Annotated in this window: 14 protein-coding genes, 2 tRNA genes and 1 pseudogene; 6 read left to right on the forward strand and 11 right to left on the reverse strand. The window is 64.3% G+C overall.

The genetic code is table 11. The features are described from left to right. Positions 1–237: 237 nt before the first annotated feature. From LA343_RS05545 to LA343_RS05560, 4 genes are all read left to right on the forward strand, one after another. A complete protein-coding gene (locus LA343_RS05545) occupies positions 238–1,335 on the forward strand; it encodes an S-(hydroxymethyl)mycothiol dehydrogenase (protein WP_025402359.1) in 1,098 nt (365 codons plus the stop codon). Beyond that, on the forward strand, positions 1,335–2,018 hold the full coding sequence (locus LA343_RS05550; protein ID WP_025402360.1) for an MBL fold metallo-hydrolase: 684 nt from the start codon (positions 1,335–1,337) through the stop codon (positions 2,016–2,018). Before LA343_RS05545 ends, LA343_RS05550 begins: the two co-directional genes overlap by 1 nt. Positions 2,019–2,132: 114 nt before the next feature. Then, on the forward strand, positions 2,133–4,595 hold the full coding sequence (locus tag LA343_RS05555) for a heavy metal translocating P-type ATPase (protein ID WP_025402361.1): 2,463 nt from the start codon (positions 2,133–2,135) through the stop codon (positions 4,593–4,595). Next, complete coding sequence (locus tag LA343_RS05560) at positions 4,595–4,951, forward strand: metal-sensitive transcriptional regulator (protein ID WP_182840935.1); 357 nt, start codon at positions 4,595–4,597, stop codon at positions 4,949–4,951. The genes LA343_RS05555 and LA343_RS05560 overlap by 1 nt, the downstream gene beginning before the upstream one ends. A gap of 453 nt (positions 4,952–5,404) precedes the next feature. Here LA343_RS05560 and LA343_RS05565 read toward each other — a convergent pair whose 3' ends face one another. Then, positions 5,405–5,851, reverse strand: a complete 447-nt coding sequence (locus tag LA343_RS05565) for a hypothetical protein (RefSeq protein ID WP_144084484.1) — start codon at positions 5,849–5,851, stop codon at positions 5,405–5,407. A 323-nt stretch (positions 5,852–6,174) separates the two neighbouring features. After that, a tRNA-Asn gene (locus tag LA343_RS05570) sits at positions 6,175–6,247 on the reverse strand. A gap of 271 nt (positions 6,248–6,518) precedes the next feature. Here LA343_RS05570 and LA343_RS05575 point away from each other — a divergent pair. Together LA343_RS05575 and LA343_RS05580 are read left to right on the forward strand one after the other, a co-directional pair. Further along, a complete protein-coding gene (locus LA343_RS05575; protein WP_025402364.1) occupies positions 6,519–7,043 on the forward strand; it encodes a hypothetical protein in 525 nt (174 codons plus the stop codon). 208 nt (positions 7,044–7,251) lie between these two features. Then, positions 7,252–7,327: transfer RNA gene (locus LA343_RS05580), tRNA-Ala, on the forward strand. Between the two features lie 628 nt (positions 7,328–7,955). Here the strand turns inward: LA343_RS05580 and LA343_RS11850 are convergent. The 9 genes and pseudogenes from LA343_RS11850 to cmtR form a co-directional block, all read right to left on the reverse strand. Further along, positions 7,956–9,035, reverse strand: a pseudogene (locus LA343_RS11850) (recombinase family protein); the annotation flags it as partial. A 144-nt stretch (positions 9,036–9,179) separates the two neighbouring features. After that, positions 9,180–9,380: a hypothetical protein gene (locus LA343_RS05595; RefSeq protein WP_025402365.1), complete on the reverse strand. Its 201-nt coding sequence runs from the start codon at positions 9,378–9,380 to the stop codon at positions 9,180–9,182. 5 nt (positions 9,381–9,385) lie between these two features. Beyond that, positions 9,386–9,967: a hypothetical protein gene (locus LA343_RS05600; RefSeq protein WP_025402366.1), complete on the reverse strand. Its 582-nt coding sequence runs from the start codon at positions 9,965–9,967 to the stop codon at positions 9,386–9,388. Between the two features lie 19 nt (positions 9,968–9,986). Then, complete coding sequence (locus LA343_RS05605; RefSeq protein ID WP_025402367.1) at positions 9,987–10,445, reverse strand: single-stranded DNA-binding protein; 459 nt, start codon at positions 10,443–10,445, stop codon at positions 9,987–9,989. A gap of 89 nt (positions 10,446–10,534) precedes the next feature. Further along, entirely contained in the window at positions 10,535–12,316 is a 1,782-nt protein-coding gene (locus LA343_RS05610; protein WP_025402368.1) for a type IV secretory system conjugative DNA transfer family protein, read from the reverse strand. Further along, entirely contained in the window at positions 12,313–12,843 is a 531-nt protein-coding gene (locus LA343_RS05615; protein WP_052337635.1) for a hypothetical protein, read from the reverse strand. The genes LA343_RS05610 and LA343_RS05615 overlap by 4 nt, the downstream gene beginning before the upstream one ends. A gap of 345 nt (positions 12,844–13,188) precedes the next feature. Further along, complete coding sequence (locus LA343_RS05620) at positions 13,189–13,368, reverse strand: hypothetical protein (RefSeq protein WP_224209226.1); 180 nt, start codon at positions 13,366–13,368, stop codon at positions 13,189–13,191. 170 nt (positions 13,369–13,538) lie between these two features. Continuing rightward, the gene (locus tag LA343_RS05625; RefSeq protein ID WP_025402370.1) at positions 13,539–15,509 is read right to left on the reverse strand and encodes a heavy metal translocating P-type ATPase; all 1,971 of its coding nucleotides are present in this window, start codon (positions 15,507–15,509) and stop codon (positions 13,539–13,541) included. Then, positions 15,506–15,871, reverse strand: coding sequence for a Cd(II)/Pb(II)-sensing metalloregulatory transcriptional regulator CmtR (gene cmtR, locus LA343_RS05630; protein WP_025402371.1), 366 nt, complete (start codon positions 15,869–15,871; stop codon positions 15,506–15,508). Before cmtR ends, LA343_RS05625 begins: the two co-directional genes overlap by 4 nt. Positions 15,872–16,034: the final 163 nt, after the last annotated feature.

Raw genomic sequence — 16,034 nt, forward strand, 5'->3', positions numbered from 1 at the left:
TCACGAGTCGGTTGGTGGGCCGACCCTCGAACGTGTTCGCCCTGTAAGCATACTGCATTCAACCTAATGGAAACAATTGCCAAAAAGCGCTCTGAGCAGCGCGTTCACATTTTTGGTAACCATGGGGGAGTAAGCACGCTTAGGTCCTCGACCCCACATGGCAGTGGCCGACAAGATGACCGAGCAAGTGTCTAAGCACATGACCGAATAAGTGACCAAGTTAGTGAGGCGCACGCTGTGACGACCAAAGTGAAGGGAATTATCTCCCGCGCGAAGAACGAGCCGGTGGAAAAGACCACCATCGTGATCCCCGATCCCGGAGACAATGACGTGATCGTGCGAATTCAGGCCTGCGGCGTATGCCACACCGACCTGGCCTACAAGGAGGGCGGCATCACCGATGACTATCCGTTCCTCCTGGGGCATGAGGCTGCTGGCGTCGTCGAACAAATCGGTGATCGAGTGACCCACGTCAAGGTCGGCGATTACGTGGTGCTCAACTGGCGTGCAGTGTGCGGCGAATGCCGTGCCTGCAAGAAGGGCGAGCCGAAGTACTGCTTCAACACCCACAATGCTTCCAAGAAGATGACGCTCGAGGACGGCACCGAGCTGGAACCGGCGCTGGGCATCGGCGCGTTTGCCGAAAAGACCCTCGTGCACGAGGGACAGTGCACGAAGGTTAACGAGGATGCCGACCCGGCCGTGGCAGGTCTGCTGGGCTGCGGTGTGATGGCCGGCCTGGGTGCTGCGGTCAACACCGGCCAGGTCGGCCGCGGCGAGTCCATCGCCGTGATCGGCCTCGGCGGCGTGGGCATGGCGGCCGTGGCGGGAGCATCGCTGGCGGGTGCTACCCCCATCATCGCCATTGACATTTCCGATTCCAAGCTCAAGCGGGCCAAGGAAGAGTTCGGTGCCACGCACACCATCAACTCCAAGGACCTCAGCGACGAAGAGCTGATCAACAAGGTGCAGGAGATCAACGGTGGCTTCGGCACGGACGTGGTTGTGGACGCCGTCGGCCTGCCCGCAACCTACAAGCAGGCGTTCTACCTGCGCGATCTTGCCGGTCGCTTGGTGCTCGTGGGCGTTCCCACCCCGGAGATGAACCTCGAACTGCCCCTAGCGGATGTCTTCGGCCACGGTGGCGCGCTGAAGTCCTCCTGGTACGGCGACTGCCTGCCGGAGCGGGATTTCCCGATGTACGTGGACCTGTTCCAGGAGGGGCGTTTCCCGCTGGATCGCTTCGTCGACGAGCGCGTGAGCCTCGATGACATTGAGGAAGCCTTCGAGAAGATGAAGTCCGGCGACGTGTTACGAAGCGTGGTGGAACTGTAATGGCTGGCAACTCTGAACAACAGACCGGTGCCCAGTCTGGCGCCCGATCCGCAACGGGTCTGCGCATCGACCGGGTGGTCACCTCTGGCGTCTTTGCCCTCGACGGTGGCGAGTGGAACGTGGATAACAACATCTGGGTCGTCGGCGATGACTCGGAATGCTTTGTGATCGACGCCGCCCACGAGGCTCAACCCATCATTGATGCTGTCGGTGACCGGAAAGTCCTCGGCGTGCTGTGCTCCCACGCACACAATGACCACATCACGGTCGCACCCCAGCTCGCGCGGGGGCTGGATACCCAGATCTTCGTGCACCCGGGCGACCGGATGTTGTGGAACGAAACCCATCCGGCGTTCGCACCACAGCAGGAGCTTCACGAGGGCCAGCACTACCGCATCGCGGGCACTCGCCTAGACGTGTTCAACACCCCCGGCCACTCGCCGGGTTCGTGCACGTTCTATCTGCCGGAAGCGAAGGTGCTGTTCTCCGGAGATACGCTCTTCGCTGGCGGACCTGGTGCTACCGGGCGATCCTTCAGCGATTTCCCGACCATCATCGATTCGATCAAGCACAAGCTGCTGACGTTGCCGGGCGATACCGAGGTCTACACGGGTCACGGAGACGCCACGGAAATCGGCGAGGAAGCTCCCCACCTCGAAGAATGGATTGCCCGCGGGTACTAAAGGATGTGATGGGAGCTAAAGCATCACCTATTGCACCCCATACCCCCTAGGGGTATGGTGGGGAAGTGAAAGAAACCCCACGAGGGACAACGCAACAGTAACTAGGTGAGAGCAATGGCAACCATCGATCTCGAGATCGAGGGCATGACGTGCGCGTCGTGCGCCAATCGCATCGAGAAGAAACTCAACAAGCTCGACGGCGTGACCGCCAGCGTGAACTACGCCACCGAGAAGGCGCACATCGACGCCGAGGATGCAGCCGACGGTGACGTTGGCGCTGATCCGGCCTCCGCGCAGCGCTACATCGACACCGTGGAGAAGCTGGGATATCACGCCCGGGTTCCCGCCCAGCAGGCTGAGCCAACTCAGGCCGCCTCGTCCCAGCCGGGACAGCGAGGCCAGGCTGATTCAGGGGGTTCTGCCGCCGATGCAGGCGCGCCGGGCTCCGCGGGCGCCGCCACCCAGAACGCCGCCACAGAAACCGGCGAGCAGGGCATCAAGGACGATCCCGAACTCACCAGCCTCCGCCAGCGCCTCATCGGCGCCACGGTGCTGTCCGTGCCAGTGATCCTGCTCGCGATGATCCCGCCGCTGCAGTTCACTTACTGGCAGTGGCTCAGCCTCACCCTGGCCTCCCCAGTGGTGCTCTGGGCTGGCTGGCCGTTCCACCGCGCCACGTGGCTCAACGCCAAGCACGGTGCGGCCACCATGGACACGCTCATCACCGTCGGCACGATGGCTGCCTACCTGTGGAGCCTCTACGCCCTGTTCTTCGGCAGCGCTGGGGAACCCGGCATGACCCACGGCTGGCACATCTTCGTCAGCGGCGGTGATCCCGCGGGCGACATCTACCTCGAGGTTGCCTCCGGCGTGGTCACCTTCGTCCTGGCCGGCCGCTACTTTGAGAAGCGCTCCAAGCGCCGCGCCGGTGATGCCCTCCGCGCCCTGACCAATCTCGGGGCTAAGGACGTCGCCATCCTCACCGACGGCAAGGAAACCCGCGTCCCGATCTCCCAACTGCAGGTCGGCATGCGCTTCGTCGTGCGCCCCGGCGAGAAAATCGCCACCGACGGCACCGTCATCGAAGGTTCCAGCGCCATCAACGAAGCGATGCTCACTGGCGAATCCGTGCCCGTCGAAGTCACGCCCGGCGATTCCGTCACCGGCGCAACCATCAACGAATCCGGCCGCCTCGTCGTAGAGGCCACCAAGGTGGGCAGCGACACCCAGCTCGCCCAAATGGCCGCCCTCATCGAGCAGGCACAGTCCGGCAAAGCCGACGTGCAGCGCCTTGCCGACAAGGTTTCCGGTGTATTCGTCCCGGTTGTGATGGGGATTTCCCTGCTCACGCTCTTAGTGTGGCTATTCGTTGTTCACGCCGACGCCGCAACGGCCTTTAGTACCGCAGTTGCTGTTCTGATCATTGCATGCCCCTGCGCCCTAGGCTTGGCAACACCCACCGCACTGCTGGTCGGTACCGGCCGTGGCGCGCAAATGGGCGTGCTCATCAAGGGGCCGGAAGTGCTGGAGCAAGCGCGCGGCATCGACACGATCATGCTGGACAAGACCGGCACCGTCACCACGGGAACCATGTCCGTACAGAAGGTCATCCCGCGCGGCTCCGGTCAGGGCTCGACTGGGACCGCTGAGGCGACTAAGGCCGCTGAGAACGCTAAGGCCACTGAGAGCACCTACTCCGCCGACGATCTTCTCCGCATCGCCGGTGCTGTGGAAGACAACTCCGAGCACCCCATCGCCAAGGCCATCGCCGAGGCCGCAAAGAAGTCGCTGAACGACGACTCCGCATCCCTGCCCGCCACTCGCGACTTCCACACCACCGCAGGTAGGGGAGTGCGGGCCATGGTCACCCTCCCCTCCAGCGACTCGCAAAACTCCAGCGAGCCCCATGAGGCCGAGGTCACCGTGGGTCGTGGTTATGTGACGGGGGATGATGCGGACGTTGTGGCGTCGGATATAGAAGGCGAAACCTCCACGACCGTGCCCGTCAGCATCGACGGACGCTACTGCGGCACGATCGTGGTGGCCGATACCATCAAGGACACGAGTGCTGAGGCGATCCGGCGCTTCCAGGAACTGGGGCTCACGACCGTGCTGCTGACCGGCGACTCGGAGGCCGTAGCGCAATCCGTGGCCGCTGAGGTGGGCATCGACGATGTGTTCGCGGAGGTCATGCCGCAGGATAAGGTCGACGCCGTCAAGCGGATGCAACAGCAGGGCAAGGTCGTGGCGATGGTCGGCGATGGCGTCAACGACGCCGCGGCGCTGGCTCAGGCCGACCTTGGCATCGCCATGGGCGCGGGTACGGACGCCGCGATCGAGGCGGCGGACATCACGCTGGTGCGCGACGATCTCGATGCAGCAGTGGACGCGGTGCGTCTGTCGCGCAAGACGCTGCGTACGATCAAGATGAACCTATTCTGGGCATTTGCTTACAACACCGCGGCTATCCCGCTGGCGGCGTTTGGGCTGCTGAACCCGATGCTGTCGGGCGCTGCGATGGCGCTGTCGAGTGTGTTCGTGGTGAGCAACAGCCTGCGACTGAGAGGATTCCACTGATGCAGAACGATGATGCTGGAGTTGGTGCCGGCGCCGAAGCTTGTGATGGTGCGGGGCACGACGCTGGGCATGACGCTGTGCACGGCTACCTGTCGGACAAGCAGCGCTACCTGACGCGCCTGCGCCGGATTGAAGGCCAGGTGCGCGGGATTCAGCGCATGGTGGAGGAGGAGCAATACTGCATCGACATCCTCACGCAGATTAGCGCGCTGCAGTCGGCCTTGAAGTCGGTGTCGCTGGCGCTGCTGGATGATCACATGGGGCATTGCGTGCTCCACGCGGCCCAGCAGGGCGGGGACGAGGCCAAGGAGAAGCTGGATGAGGCTTCCGCTGCGATTGCGCGGCTGGTGAAGTAGGGCGGCCGGTGAAACGGGGATCGGGCGGCCGCCAGATCCCCGTGTAGCAAATCTGCTGCGAAAAGATAGCCCGAAATGTACATTTCCGAGCTCCGAGCGTACCCCTTCGGTACATAATTTAGCTGCACGTGTGCTACTAGGGTCCGGTTTAGGGCCAGGCGAGCTGATTATGGGCCAGGTGGCCTGTGACGCGCTCGGCAACTCGGCGTGGGGGTAGGGGAGATCACGCCGAGCCTCAATGGCCTAGCGCCCTACTCGCCTACTCCAAAGCCTTCGCGATGTCCTGGGGGGGGTAGCGAAGCAGGACGCCATTGCGCCCTGACCCGAGGACGTGTTCTCAGAAATCGTCTTTCCATTGGTGATAATTTTGCATGTAATCGCCCCGTTGCTCTTGAATGAATTATTGGCGATCAGGCTCGCACTGCCGAAACCTTTCACGGTAACGTCCTTTGTTCAGACGGAGGAAATGCTTCCGATCTCCGACATTTCGTTCAGGTTCTTCATGTAGCCAACGGAGGCATCCGTGATATCACCCTCAACGACGTAGGTGACGGTGTGTTCCTGCCCTATCTGTTGGTCCAACTCATCTGAGGCATCGCTGGCGACCTTGCCAAAGAAGGCCATGCATCCGCCCACGAAGAGAATGATCAGGGCAACGATGGAGACTACCGCGATGAACCAGACCTGCTTGTACCACGGCTTAGCGGGTTGTTGCTGGAACCCTTGAGGGCCGTAATTCTGAGGGTAGCCCTGCGGGTACTGCTGCTGGTACTGCTGCTGACCGTAATTCTGCGGGTATCCCTGCTGGTATTGCGATTGGTCTCCACCGTAGCCGCCGTTCGGCGCGTTGTTTTGACTGCTGTTTTGCCCGCCGTCTTGTGGGTTCTGGGGTTCGGTCATGATGCTTTTCACGATTGAGGGAGTCATCGAGAGTCGTGAGTTGGGTCGGTAGCAGCGTTAGCTTCCTGAACTCGGGGCGCATTTGATCAAAGTGTAGCGATTCGGCCTTGTAGCAATTGTGAAGCTTGGTTAGCAGTTTCGCAGCCCAATCATCTGACCGCTTTTAGATGGATGTACCTGAACGAAGTAGGGGGGCCATTGTTTAATAGTTTGCCGAGTGGATTCCATGGTTGATGGTTCCCGAGTAGCTGACGTGCGATCGCAGAGAAACAAAAAACCCACCTGACCAGGTGTTTAACCTAGTCAAGCGGGTTTCTATTGTGCTCCCCCAACTGGGCTCGAACCAGTGACCCTTCGATTAACAGTCGAATGCTCTGCCAACTGAGCTATGGGGGAATATGAAGTTGATTGCCAGTGCAGTGGCTGCGCTGTGCAACGAGTCCATACTTTATATCGACACTCCGTGAAGTTACAAATCAGCAGGTTGGGATACTTTTTCGGGGGAGGAGTTTCAGCTCCCTGTTGGACCGTGATGACCCACGTAGAAAAAGATCCAAACTTTTTTCACCATCGACCCAACCCTCCAACCGACTGCAACGAATCACTGAATGACGGGCACCCCAGTGGAGCTCGTGCCGACCAACAGACCGAGGGAAAGGACCTCATCATGACGATGCTCAAACGCGCCGCCGCTGTCGCCGGCTTGGGCCTGGTAGCCGCTGCAATGGGCACCGGCGTTGCTTCCGCACAGACTGCTCAGCTTCCCAACATCGCCCCCGAGGCGATCGGCACTCCCACCATTGGTGGCGTGCAGATCGCAGGCGCCCTGCCCCAGTGGGACTTGCGCAACGGTGATGCTCACGCACGTGCCGCAGGCGATGCCATCGCGTTGGCCGTTGCCGCGCAGGGCGGCCAGGTCCACGCTTCCGCCGAAAACTTCTCCGGTCCCGCTGGTATTGCAGTGGGCGAGGGCGCGCAGGTGCACGCCCACGGAGTGAAGCCCGGCCTGGCCATCGGTATCGCTGGCCCCAACACCACCGTCACGATCCGGGGCAACGCTCCCGTGACCTGTGAGGGCACGGCCGCATTCGCTGGAGACTTCCAGAGCCTCACCGGCTGCGTGATCTACCAGGGTCCCCAGGGGCCGGTGTCCGTGCCCCTGTCTGTGAAGGTTCCGGGCTACAACAGCTAGCTTGGCCACAATCTAGCTGGAGCACACCACCTCCACCTTTCACCACTTGGCAACCGCCCAACTACCGCGGCTCTCACCACGCCGCATCACCAGCACCACAACCAGCGGCACGCAACACCAATAACCTCCTAGACTCGCTTCCCGAACCGGGTAACGCGGGGGCGAGTGATGGAGGCTTTCACCTCGTGTGGTTGTATATAGGTGGAGAGGGGCTATAGCTCAGTTGGTAGAGCGCGTCGTTCGCAATGACGAGGCCCGGGGTTCGATTCCCCGTAGCTCCACCAAAAGTGACATTTTCGAACCCTGCCCCGCAGACAAGCGGGCAGGGTTCGAAGTGTCTTCGGGGTCGGATGCTTCGGCCTCGGCGATCGGTGCGTGACCAGGGATGACGCAGTCCAACGCTGCCTGGACGGCCTGGTCGGGCTGGTAGCGGACGGTCTCCTCGTCGTCAAGGATGATCTTGTCGAAGAGGGCTCGGTTGAGGATGCGGCGTTCAGCAGGTTCGCATCGCGTGTAGACGTCGCCGAGATCGGTGAGGATGTCGGCGAGCTGGTCGAGGCCCTCACGGGTGTCCTCGTAGCTGGTGGCGAGGTTCTCCAGCCGGTGTTCGATGGCGTCGTGAGTGGTGCGGATGCGTTCCTGCTCGGACTTGAGGAGGTCGAGCGGGATGGCGTCGGCGTAGTGGGCTTGGACGAGCTTGAGTCGCTCGGCGTCGAGTTTCTCCTTCTGGGTGGTCAGGAGTGCACGTTCGTGGTCGGTGGTGGCTTCGAGCTGGTCGAAGACGGCTCCGAGGACTTCGCGGACACGATCGGCCTCGTCGGGGGTGAGGCCGTTGGCGCCGTAGGTGGAGTCGATCCGGTCCTCGATGCGGTCGGTGAGGATGGCGGATCGCGTGCAACCGTTCTTCTTGCGGCGTCCGGAGCAGGTGAAGTACTCGTAGGTGATGCCGGACTTGCCGGTGGGGCATTCGATCATCATCTTCGCCCCGCACGAGCAGTAGAGCGTTCCCTTGAGGTAGTGGTCGTGGGTGCGGGGCTTCTCTCCGCGCTGGTTCTTGGCGGCCAGTTCGGTCTGGACGCGTAGCCATGTCTCGGTGTCGACGAGAGGGTCGTGAGCGCCGTCGTAGGTGACGCCGCGGAACGTGACGCTGCCTTGGTAGTAGGGGTTGGTGAGGATTTTGTGCAGTGCCTTCGTCGTCACGGGCTTCGACGGGAAGGACGGCGTCGGCCTGGTGGTGAGTCCTCGGGCTTCCAGCTCGGTGGCGAGGGAGGAGAGGGTCCAGTTGCCGGTGGCGTAGGCGGTGAAGGCAAACGTGATGAGTTCGGCCCGCTCGGGATCGACGGTGACGTCTCGGATCTCGTGGCCTTTCGCGTCGGTGGTGCGTACGTTCAGGTACCCGAGGGGTGCTTTGGCAGGAGTGCCACCCATGCTGGCTTTCTGGGTCATTCCTTTGAGGACTTCTTGAGCGAGGTTCAGTGAGTAGAACTCGGCCATGGAGGCGAGGATGCCGTGCATGAGCATCCCTGAGGGCGTCTCGTCGATGTTCTCCGTCACGGAGACCAGGCTGATGTTCGCGTCCCGGAGTGTCGCGTGGATGATCGCGTCGTCGAGGCGGTTGCGAGCCAGGCGGTCGACCTTGTTGATGATGCAGTACTGGACGGGGTTCTCGGTGACGTAGTCGAGCATGTCCTGGAGGGCGCGGCGTTGCGCGGTCTTGGCGGACTCGCCGGGTTCGATGAACTCTTTGACGATGACGGCGCCAAGCTGGTCAGCCTTTCGCTGAGCCGCCTCGCGCTGGGCGGGGATCGACAGGCCCTCTTCAAGACCGTTTCGGGTGGCCTGGTCCTTGGTGGAGACCCGAAGGTAACTGATTGCAGGGACCAGACCATCAGCGTTGTCTGGGGTCGAGGTGCGCTGGATCTGGGCGGCTGTGGCGGCGAGCTTATGCAGCTCGCCCATGTCGAGGCCAGAGGGTAGGGGTGCGAGTGTCATGGTGACCGCCTTTCACTGGACCCTGGTTAGGGTCTTGTGGGGCGCCGGATGGCGGTCACGTCAGTAAATAGGAAGAACACCCCGATTGCGGGGCTTAAGAGTCTGGTGCCAACGACGCCGGTTCGTTGTGCTTTGGGGGCCAGTTTACCGGCCTGACGTGAGAAGGTCACGAAGGTAGCTTCCGGCGTTGCCGGTTGTGGTGCCATTGCCTGCGGCACGCAGGGCGATGCGGATGAGGACTTCGGCGACCTTCTCGGCGTCGATCTGGTCGCGTTTGAGGTAGCGCACGCGGACCGGTCGGTTGGCGTCCGGCCGGTCCGTCGTGCGTTTGTAGGAGCGAACCATCAGGCTCACTCACCTTGGGGACTCTCGGAGCGGTCGTGGATCTCTCCGGTGTTTTCGTCGATGCTGGCGTAGAAGGCGTCTTCGGCCTGCTGGCGTGCCTCAACTTGGTCGAGAACGTACTGGACGAAGTCTGCATCCCGATCAGTGATCACGGTCTCCAGGGCGTGTTCGGCAGACGCTTCGCCGGGCCAGGTCGTTTGCCGGGTCGGCCGGTCGCGATCCAGCCTGGTGCCGGAGGAGGTGACCCAGTCGCGGAGGCGCTGGCGGGCGTCGGCGAAGTCGCGGTGCCAGCCCAGCGGTGCGGAGCCGTTCTGATCGGGGTCGTAGGCGCACAGCCAGTGCAGGTGGAGGGCGGAGAGTTCCCAGAGCAGTTCGGGGTGGCGGTGCCAGTAGGGCGGGACGACGGAGGCCGGGAGGCCATAGGTGTGGCGCAGCCAGTCGACCCACCGGTTCAGTTCCAGCAGTTCCTGTTCCAGATCGTCAGCCGTCAGCAGATTCCAGTTGATCGGGTGCGGAGGCTCGGCGACCAGGTTTTGCGTGTCGTCGTAGTCGGGCTCGTCGTCGATGCCTGGGGTGTGAGTAGTCATGGTGCGCTCCTGTCCTTGTTCAGCGGCCGAGCATCGGCGTATTGGTGGTCGGCCGCGAGACTGGAGGGTCGAACGCACGCTCCTGCTCACGCTGCACGGTCTCCTGGGCGGCGACCTTGCGGGGAGCACGATCGACCTCGTAGCGGGTGCGGGCGGTGTCGTGGCCGATCTTCTTGGCCACGAACTCTTCACCCGACAGGCTCTGACCGTCCCGTTCGTAGGAGTACTCGTGGGCGTATCCCTCTGCGACGAAGCTGTCGCCCTTGGTGAACCGCTCGAAAGCGCGTTCGGCGGTAGCCCGGTACATGACGAGGTTGTGGAAGCTCGGCTCCAACTTTGTGAACGAGCCGTCCTCCTCGCGGTGGAAGTTCTCCTGACCGAACCTCGCGTAGAAGCGGGCTTCCCCGCGATCGGTCATCGTCAGCTGCGGGTCGGTGGCGATGAAACCAGAGATGGACTGCTGGGTACGGATAGCCATGGGACTGTCCTCCTGCCCTTCAGATTGGGGCGGCCCCATCGATCAGGACCGCTGTGCCAGGCAGGTGCACGCGGCTTCCCAGCGTTCAACTACTCGGCGCTGGGCGGCCGTTGCAGGAGGGCTTCGATGCCCGCGCGGTCTCGCGTGAGATGCGTGGCGTCGCCGCGCTTCGGCCAGGGCTTCAGGTCGGTGATGATCGGTGGTGTGGAGCGCAGGAGGATGACTCCGGTGCCGAATGGGAGGGTGCGGATGCGGTCGGGTGGCAGGATTGGCACCCGGCGTACGGAGCGCTGGTTTGAGCGGGTTCCGTGGTCGCCGAGGGTGATGGAATCGGTGTACTCGTCGCGCTCGCCGATGAGGGTGGCGAGGTCTTGAAGGTCTCGACTATTGGAGGCGCCGCCGAGGATGATCTTGACGATGCTGGCGTCCCAGATGGCTCCGGCCTGGTTCTCGCTCCACTTGTCCCTGGCTTGGGCCAAGGACTGGAGGACGGGCATGGTCGTGATCCCGGTGCCGCCGCCTTCCGCCATCAGAGTCGGCAGGGATGGGAGGGGTGCGAGGTTGCCGATCTCGTCCAGTGCGAGCAGGAGTGGTGGGTCGAGCCGTGCGCCCGGGTTCCGGGCGGCCATCCGCCGGGCGGTTTCGACGAGGTCTTCCACGAACGCGGCAACGAGGGCGGCACTATTGCCTGCCCCGGCTCCGGTGGCCAGTAGGTAGAGGGTGCCCTTGTTGCGGATGAAGGCTTCGGGGTCGAACTGCTCACCGGGCCCGGGGCTGACCGCGTCGAGGACGCGGGGGTCAGCCAGTGCTGCCAGCGCCAGGGAGACGCCTTGCCAGATGGAGTCGCGGGTGCGGGGGTCGGCGTCGATCATGGCTTCCAGGGATTCGGCCCAGCCGGTTGCTGCGTGGGGCGAACCGGTGAGGATCGCGACGGCGTCGGCCGCGGCAGACGGGTCAAGGGTCCAACGGAACAGCTCGGCGGGTGTGCGGTGATCCAACGCGGCGGCATGCAGGAGTGCTTGGAGGGCGACGCGGGTCTTGCCTTCCCAGAACCCGCCACCATCCACCCCGCCGTCAGCGAGGCCGGTCGCGGTCGCGAGCCCGGTGGCGCGGATCATGGCCGTGAGCGGGTCATCGCAGCCGCGGATCGGTGACCAGCGCAATCCAGCGGGGACGCCTTCGGCGAGGTGCTGGGGGTCGAATACGGCGACGGGCCCGACCTTCTGTCGCGCGCGGAGTGTGACGGTGAGATTGTCGGGCCGAGTGCTGGTGGTGACCACGGCACCGGGCGCGTCGAGGATCGCCGGGATAACAATGTGTAAGCCCTTGCCGGATCGAGGCGGGCCGATGAGGAGGATGGAGTCCTCAACGCTGGCCCACACCTGCTTTCCCTTCGACTGCCCGAGCAAGAACCCCACATCGCGAGGTTCTGGCTCGACCAGGGACGGGCGGAGTGTCCTGGCGCGGTGGACCAGTGCTTTCGCCGATGCTGCTGTGGTGACTTCGTGGCTGGTGGCGGTCCCGGCCAGCCGGTGTGGGTCCACGTCGACCGCGCGGGAGTGACGTCGCCACTTCATCCAATCCCAGGCTCCTGCGGCTCCGAGGAAGCCGAGCATGAGTGTCAGGGTGGTCCAGTAGGCGATGGGGTTGAGCCCGTCGGCGTGGAGCGCGCCCGCTGGATCGCCGGGATTGAACAGGACAGCCAGGCCACCGGTGATGCCTGCTTGTGGCTGGTCGGCGCCGGTCACGAATGCAGCGACGGAGCCTGCGCCGCGGATGGCGAGGATGAGTCCGAAGAGGGCCGCGAGCCCGACCATGAGGATGTTCGTCAGCTCGTCACCCATCGAGCCGGACTGGCGCTGCGTGCTCATGGCACCCGCCGCGTCACGACCCGCGCCGAGGTGATGCCAACCAGCAGAATGTCCGCGCCGCCCGAGGGTAGTTCCCTGAGATCTAGTGTCACGCGGACGGTCCCCGCCGCAGTGGCTTCAACGGTGCTCCGGACGAGGGCGACCGTGACCTCTTCGCCCGGCTGGAATCCGGCTCCGGCCACCTCAGCGGTTTCTGGTGTGTGGCGGTGACGGGCCCGACGAGGCGTCGGTGGTCCGTCGATTGGGTCGGGGCGTGGGGTGCGGACGGCATGAATGATGTCAGTGAATGTGCTGCCGTCGGACTCGTGAATCTCGACCCGGATGGTTCGTGTGCGGTCTGCGGTGAGGACGTCGAGGAGTTCGCCGAACCGCGCCTTCGTCCACGGCGCGGTTGGCGAGGGCTGCGGGTAGTCGGCGCCGTCCAGGGTGACGGTGAGGACACCGTAGGAATCGACCGTGATGACGGCCAGCGGCAGACTGACTGGCGTCTCGTCGGGGTTGACGGAGTGGCTGTGGTGAATGCTCATGTCCAACAGGTGCACCGGATACCCCTCGGCTCAAATCTCCATCCACTCAAGTTTGTTCTGACGCCCCGGCTGGCCGAGGGATCTACTTCCCACGTGGTGCAAGGTTCTCCGTGTCAGGACGACAGCTCAAGTCCTGTGGTGTCATGCAGATGTCTTTCGTTTTTGGCCGTGTTGGTTGTTCGTTGTTTGTTGGGGGCTCTCACGCGGTGAGTAGCCGAACGGGGTCGGCACTGTTGACGAGGTGCTGCGCAGCGCCCAAGATGCGGAGGACTTCGAGCAGAAGCTCGTCGACGAGTACGCGCTAGCGATGACTGTTGCCGGGGCTCACCTCGGATTCGCCTGGACCTACACCCGGGATGCGCGCTGGATCGCGTCGCGCAGCTGCTCGATGGTCGGGACCTCGGCTGGACCGTCGGGAGTCCGGTAGAACCGGCAGGCGAGACCGACAACCGTGCTGACATCGGCGAACGGGTCGATCCCACCGATCAGGACCGTCGGGGAGCCATGGAAGCCAACGAACGGCATCCTCGGGAGTCTCAATGTTCTGATGGATGACCGTCACGTCGCGGCGGCCACGCAGTGTCTCCGCGAGCCGCTGGTCGAGCAGTTCCCGGTTCGGACAGCCCTCGAAGGACTGGATCGTGATCTTCAAGCCGAAGTTTCCTCTCTAGATCGTTGTTCGTGATGATGTGGGATCAAACCCTCGCCAGCGACGCGGAGTGCGACTCCGCGGGTGCAGCCAGCGCGACCTTCTCGGCGCGGGCTGCGCGCAGGCCGTTGGCGATGACGACGACCTCGGCGACCTCATGCACGAGCACGACGGCGGCCAGGCCCAGCACCCCGGTGATCGCGAGAGGCAGCAGCACGGTGATGATCGCGAGCGACAGCACGATGTTCTGGTTCATGATCGCCCGGCCGCGGCGGGCTTGCTGCAGCGCCTGCGGGATGAGGCGCAGGTCGTGGCCGGTGAAGGCGACGTCGGCGGACTCGATCGCGGCGTCGGACCCGGTCGCGCCCATCGCGATCCCGACCGTGGCCGAGGCCAGGGCCGGGGCGTCGTTGATGCCGTCGCCGATCATGCCGGTCGGCCGCTGCGTGACCGATGCCTTGACCTCTGAGGCCTTGTCCTCTGGGCGCAGCTCGGCCCGCACGTCGGCGATGCCAGCGATCTTCGCCAGGGCGTTGGCGGTGCGAACGTTATCCCCGGTGAGCATGACGACCTCGACGCCCTGCTCACGAAGCGCGGCGACGGCCTCAGGCGCTTCGGGCCGCAGCTCGTCGCGGACGCCGATCGCGCCCACCAGGTCGCCGTCGCGGGCGACCATGACGCAGGTCTGCCCCTCGGCCTCCATCGCCGAGACCCGGTCGGCCAGCACGCCGGGAGCGATCCATCGCGGGCTGCCTACTGTGATCTCGTGGCCGTCCACTTGCCCGGTCACGCCGTGGCCGGGCTCCTCAACCACTCCGGCCGCGTCGGGCACACTCGACGCCGCCTCGGTGATGGCGGTGGCAAGCGGATGCGTGCTTTGCTGCTCCAGCGCCGCGGCCCAGCCAAGCATGTCCTCGCGGGTGACCCCGGCGACTGTGGCGACGTCGGTGACCGCGGGCTCATTACGGGTCAGGGTGCCGGTCTTGTCGACCGCGATCCTGCGCAGAGAGCCCAGACGCTCGAACGCGGCCCCGCTCTTGATGATCACGCCAAACCGGCTGGCCGCGCCGATCGCAGAGACCACCGTCACGGGAACGGCGATCGCCAGCGCGCACGGCGAGGCGGCCACAAGCACGACCAGGGCACGGGTGATCCACGTCTGAGGGTCGCCGCTGAGCAGCGAGCCGAGCATGCCGACCAGCACGGCGAGGACCATCACGCCGGGCACCAGGGGCCGGGCGATCCGATCGGCGAGGCGGGCCCGCTGGCCTCGGTCCTGCTGCGCCTGCTCGACCAGTCCCACCAGGGTCGTCAGGGAGTTGTCCGCACCGTCGGCGGTCGCGGTGATCTCCAGCGCGCCGGAGGCGTTGATCGACCCGGCAGCGACCTGATCACCTACGGCGACGTCCACCGGGATCGACTCGCCGGTGATGGCCGAGGTGTCGAGGCTGCTGCGGCCCGACGACACGGTGCCATCGGTGGCGACCCGCTCACCGGGGCGGATCCGCAGGACGTCGCCGACCTTTACTTCCCGGGCGGGGACCTCAACGGCGGTGCCGCCCCGCATCACGGTGGCCGTCTCGGGCACGAGCTTCAGCAGTGCGCGCAGCCCCGAGCGGGCGCGGTCCATCGCCTTGTCCTCCAGCGCCTCGGCGATGGAGTAGAGGAACGCGAGCGCGGCCGCTTCCTCGACGTAGCCGAGGATCACAGCGCCGACGGCGCTGATCGTCATCAGCAGGGAGATGCCCAGCTTGCCCTTCGTGAACAGGCCCCGCAGCGCCCCGGGAGCGAACGTCCACGCACCCAGCAACAGGCCGACCCAGAAAAGCACCAGCGCCGTCACCTCGGCAGCGGCGCTCTCGCCAGCCGTCCACTCCGTAATAAGCCCAGCGAGGAAGAAGACTCCCGACATGATCGGGACGAGGATCGCGGGGTCGCGCCACCAAGGGCGCTCGGCTTCCTCGCGCTCCTCGGCAGCGTTGGGAGCGTCGTGCTCGCAGCCGCATGCCGCGCTCATGCCCCGGCCTCCTCGCGCTTGTCGCAGCAGCCCGGGACCGAGCAGGTCGGGTCAATGCACGGCGCGCTCTCGTCGACCGCCAGCGTCACATCCACAAGCGCGGTGAGCGCCGCGGCCAGATGCGGGTCCGCGATCTCGTAACGGGTCTGCCGACCCTCCGGCTCAGCGACCACGATCCCGCAGTCACGCAGGCAGGTCAGATGGTTCGAGACGTTCGAGCGAGTCAGCTCCAGCTCACGCGACAGCACGGCCGGATAGTTGGGACCGTCCAGCAGCGTCATCAAGATCCGGGAACGAGTCGGGTCCGCCATGGCCCGGCCGAGCCGGTTCATGACGTCGAGGTGCGAAGCAATAGTCAGCATACACTGACCGTACAGCAATCACTGAACAGTCGGCAACTGTCGAACCTCACGAGAGCGCATGCGCCTCCGCCATCGTCGGGTTCCGCGAGCTTTGAGTACGAGATAGCGCAAGCAGGGTATTGGGTGCTCAAGTTCCCGCGAAAAGCTCCAGTATTTCGACGAA

Origin of the sequence: Corynebacterium falsenii (genome assembly GCF_020099275.1) — a bacterium.
Taxonomy (GTDB): Bacteria; Actinomycetota; Actinomycetes; order Mycobacteriales; family Mycobacteriaceae; genus Corynebacterium; species Corynebacterium falsenii.

What these genes read in the sequence shown, in the direction of transcription:
- LA343_RS05610 (WP_025402368.1), bottom strand. Translation starts at nt 12,316, where the DNA reads ATGAGCACGCAGCGCCAGTCCGGCTCGATGGGTGACGAGCTGACGAAC.
- LA343_RS05620 (WP_224209226.1), bottom strand. Translation starts at nt 13,368, where the DNA reads ATGCCGTTCGTTGGCTTCCATGGCTCCCCGACGGTCCTGATCGGTGGG.
- LA343_RS05615 (WP_052337635.1), bottom strand. Translation starts at nt 12,843, where the DNA reads ATGAGCATTCACCACAGCCACTCCGTCAACCCCGACGAGACGCCAGTC.
- LA343_RS05625 (WP_025402370.1), bottom strand. Translation starts at nt 15,509, where the DNA reads ATGAGCGCGGCATGCGGCTGCGAGCACGACGCTCCCAACGCTGCCGAG.
- LA343_RS05575 (WP_025402364.1), top strand. Translation starts at nt 6,519, where the DNA reads ATGACGATGCTCAAACGCGCCGCCGCTGTCGCCGGCTTGGGCCTGGTA.
- LA343_RS05550 (WP_025402360.1), top strand. Translation starts at nt 1,335, where the DNA reads ATGGCTGGCAACTCTGAACAACAGACCGGTGCCCAGTCTGGCGCCCGA.
- cmtR (WP_025402371.1), bottom strand. Translation starts at nt 15,871, where the DNA reads ATGCTGACTATTGCTTCGCACCTCGACGTCATGAACCGGCTCGGCCGG.
- LA343_RS05605 (WP_025402367.1), bottom strand. Translation starts at nt 10,445, where the DNA reads ATGGCTATCCGTACCCAGCAGTCCATCTCTGGTTTCATCGCCACCGAC.
- LA343_RS05595 (WP_025402365.1), bottom strand. Translation starts at nt 9,380, where the DNA reads ATGGTTCGCTCCTACAAACGCACGACGGACCGGCCGGACGCCAACCGA.
- LA343_RS05600 (WP_025402366.1), bottom strand. Translation starts at nt 9,967, where the DNA reads ATGACTACTCACACCCCAGGCATCGACGACGAGCCCGACTACGACGAC.
- LA343_RS05560 (WP_182840935.1), top strand. Translation starts at nt 4,595, where the DNA reads ATGCAGAACGATGATGCTGGAGTTGGTGCCGGCGCCGAAGCTTGTGAT.
- LA343_RS05555 (WP_025402361.1), top strand. Translation starts at nt 2,133, where the DNA reads ATGGCAACCATCGATCTCGAGATCGAGGGCATGACGTGCGCGTCGTGC.
- LA343_RS05565 (WP_144084484.1), bottom strand. Translation starts at nt 5,851, where the DNA reads ATGACCGAACCCCAGAACCCACAAGACGGCGGGCAAAACAGCAGTCAA.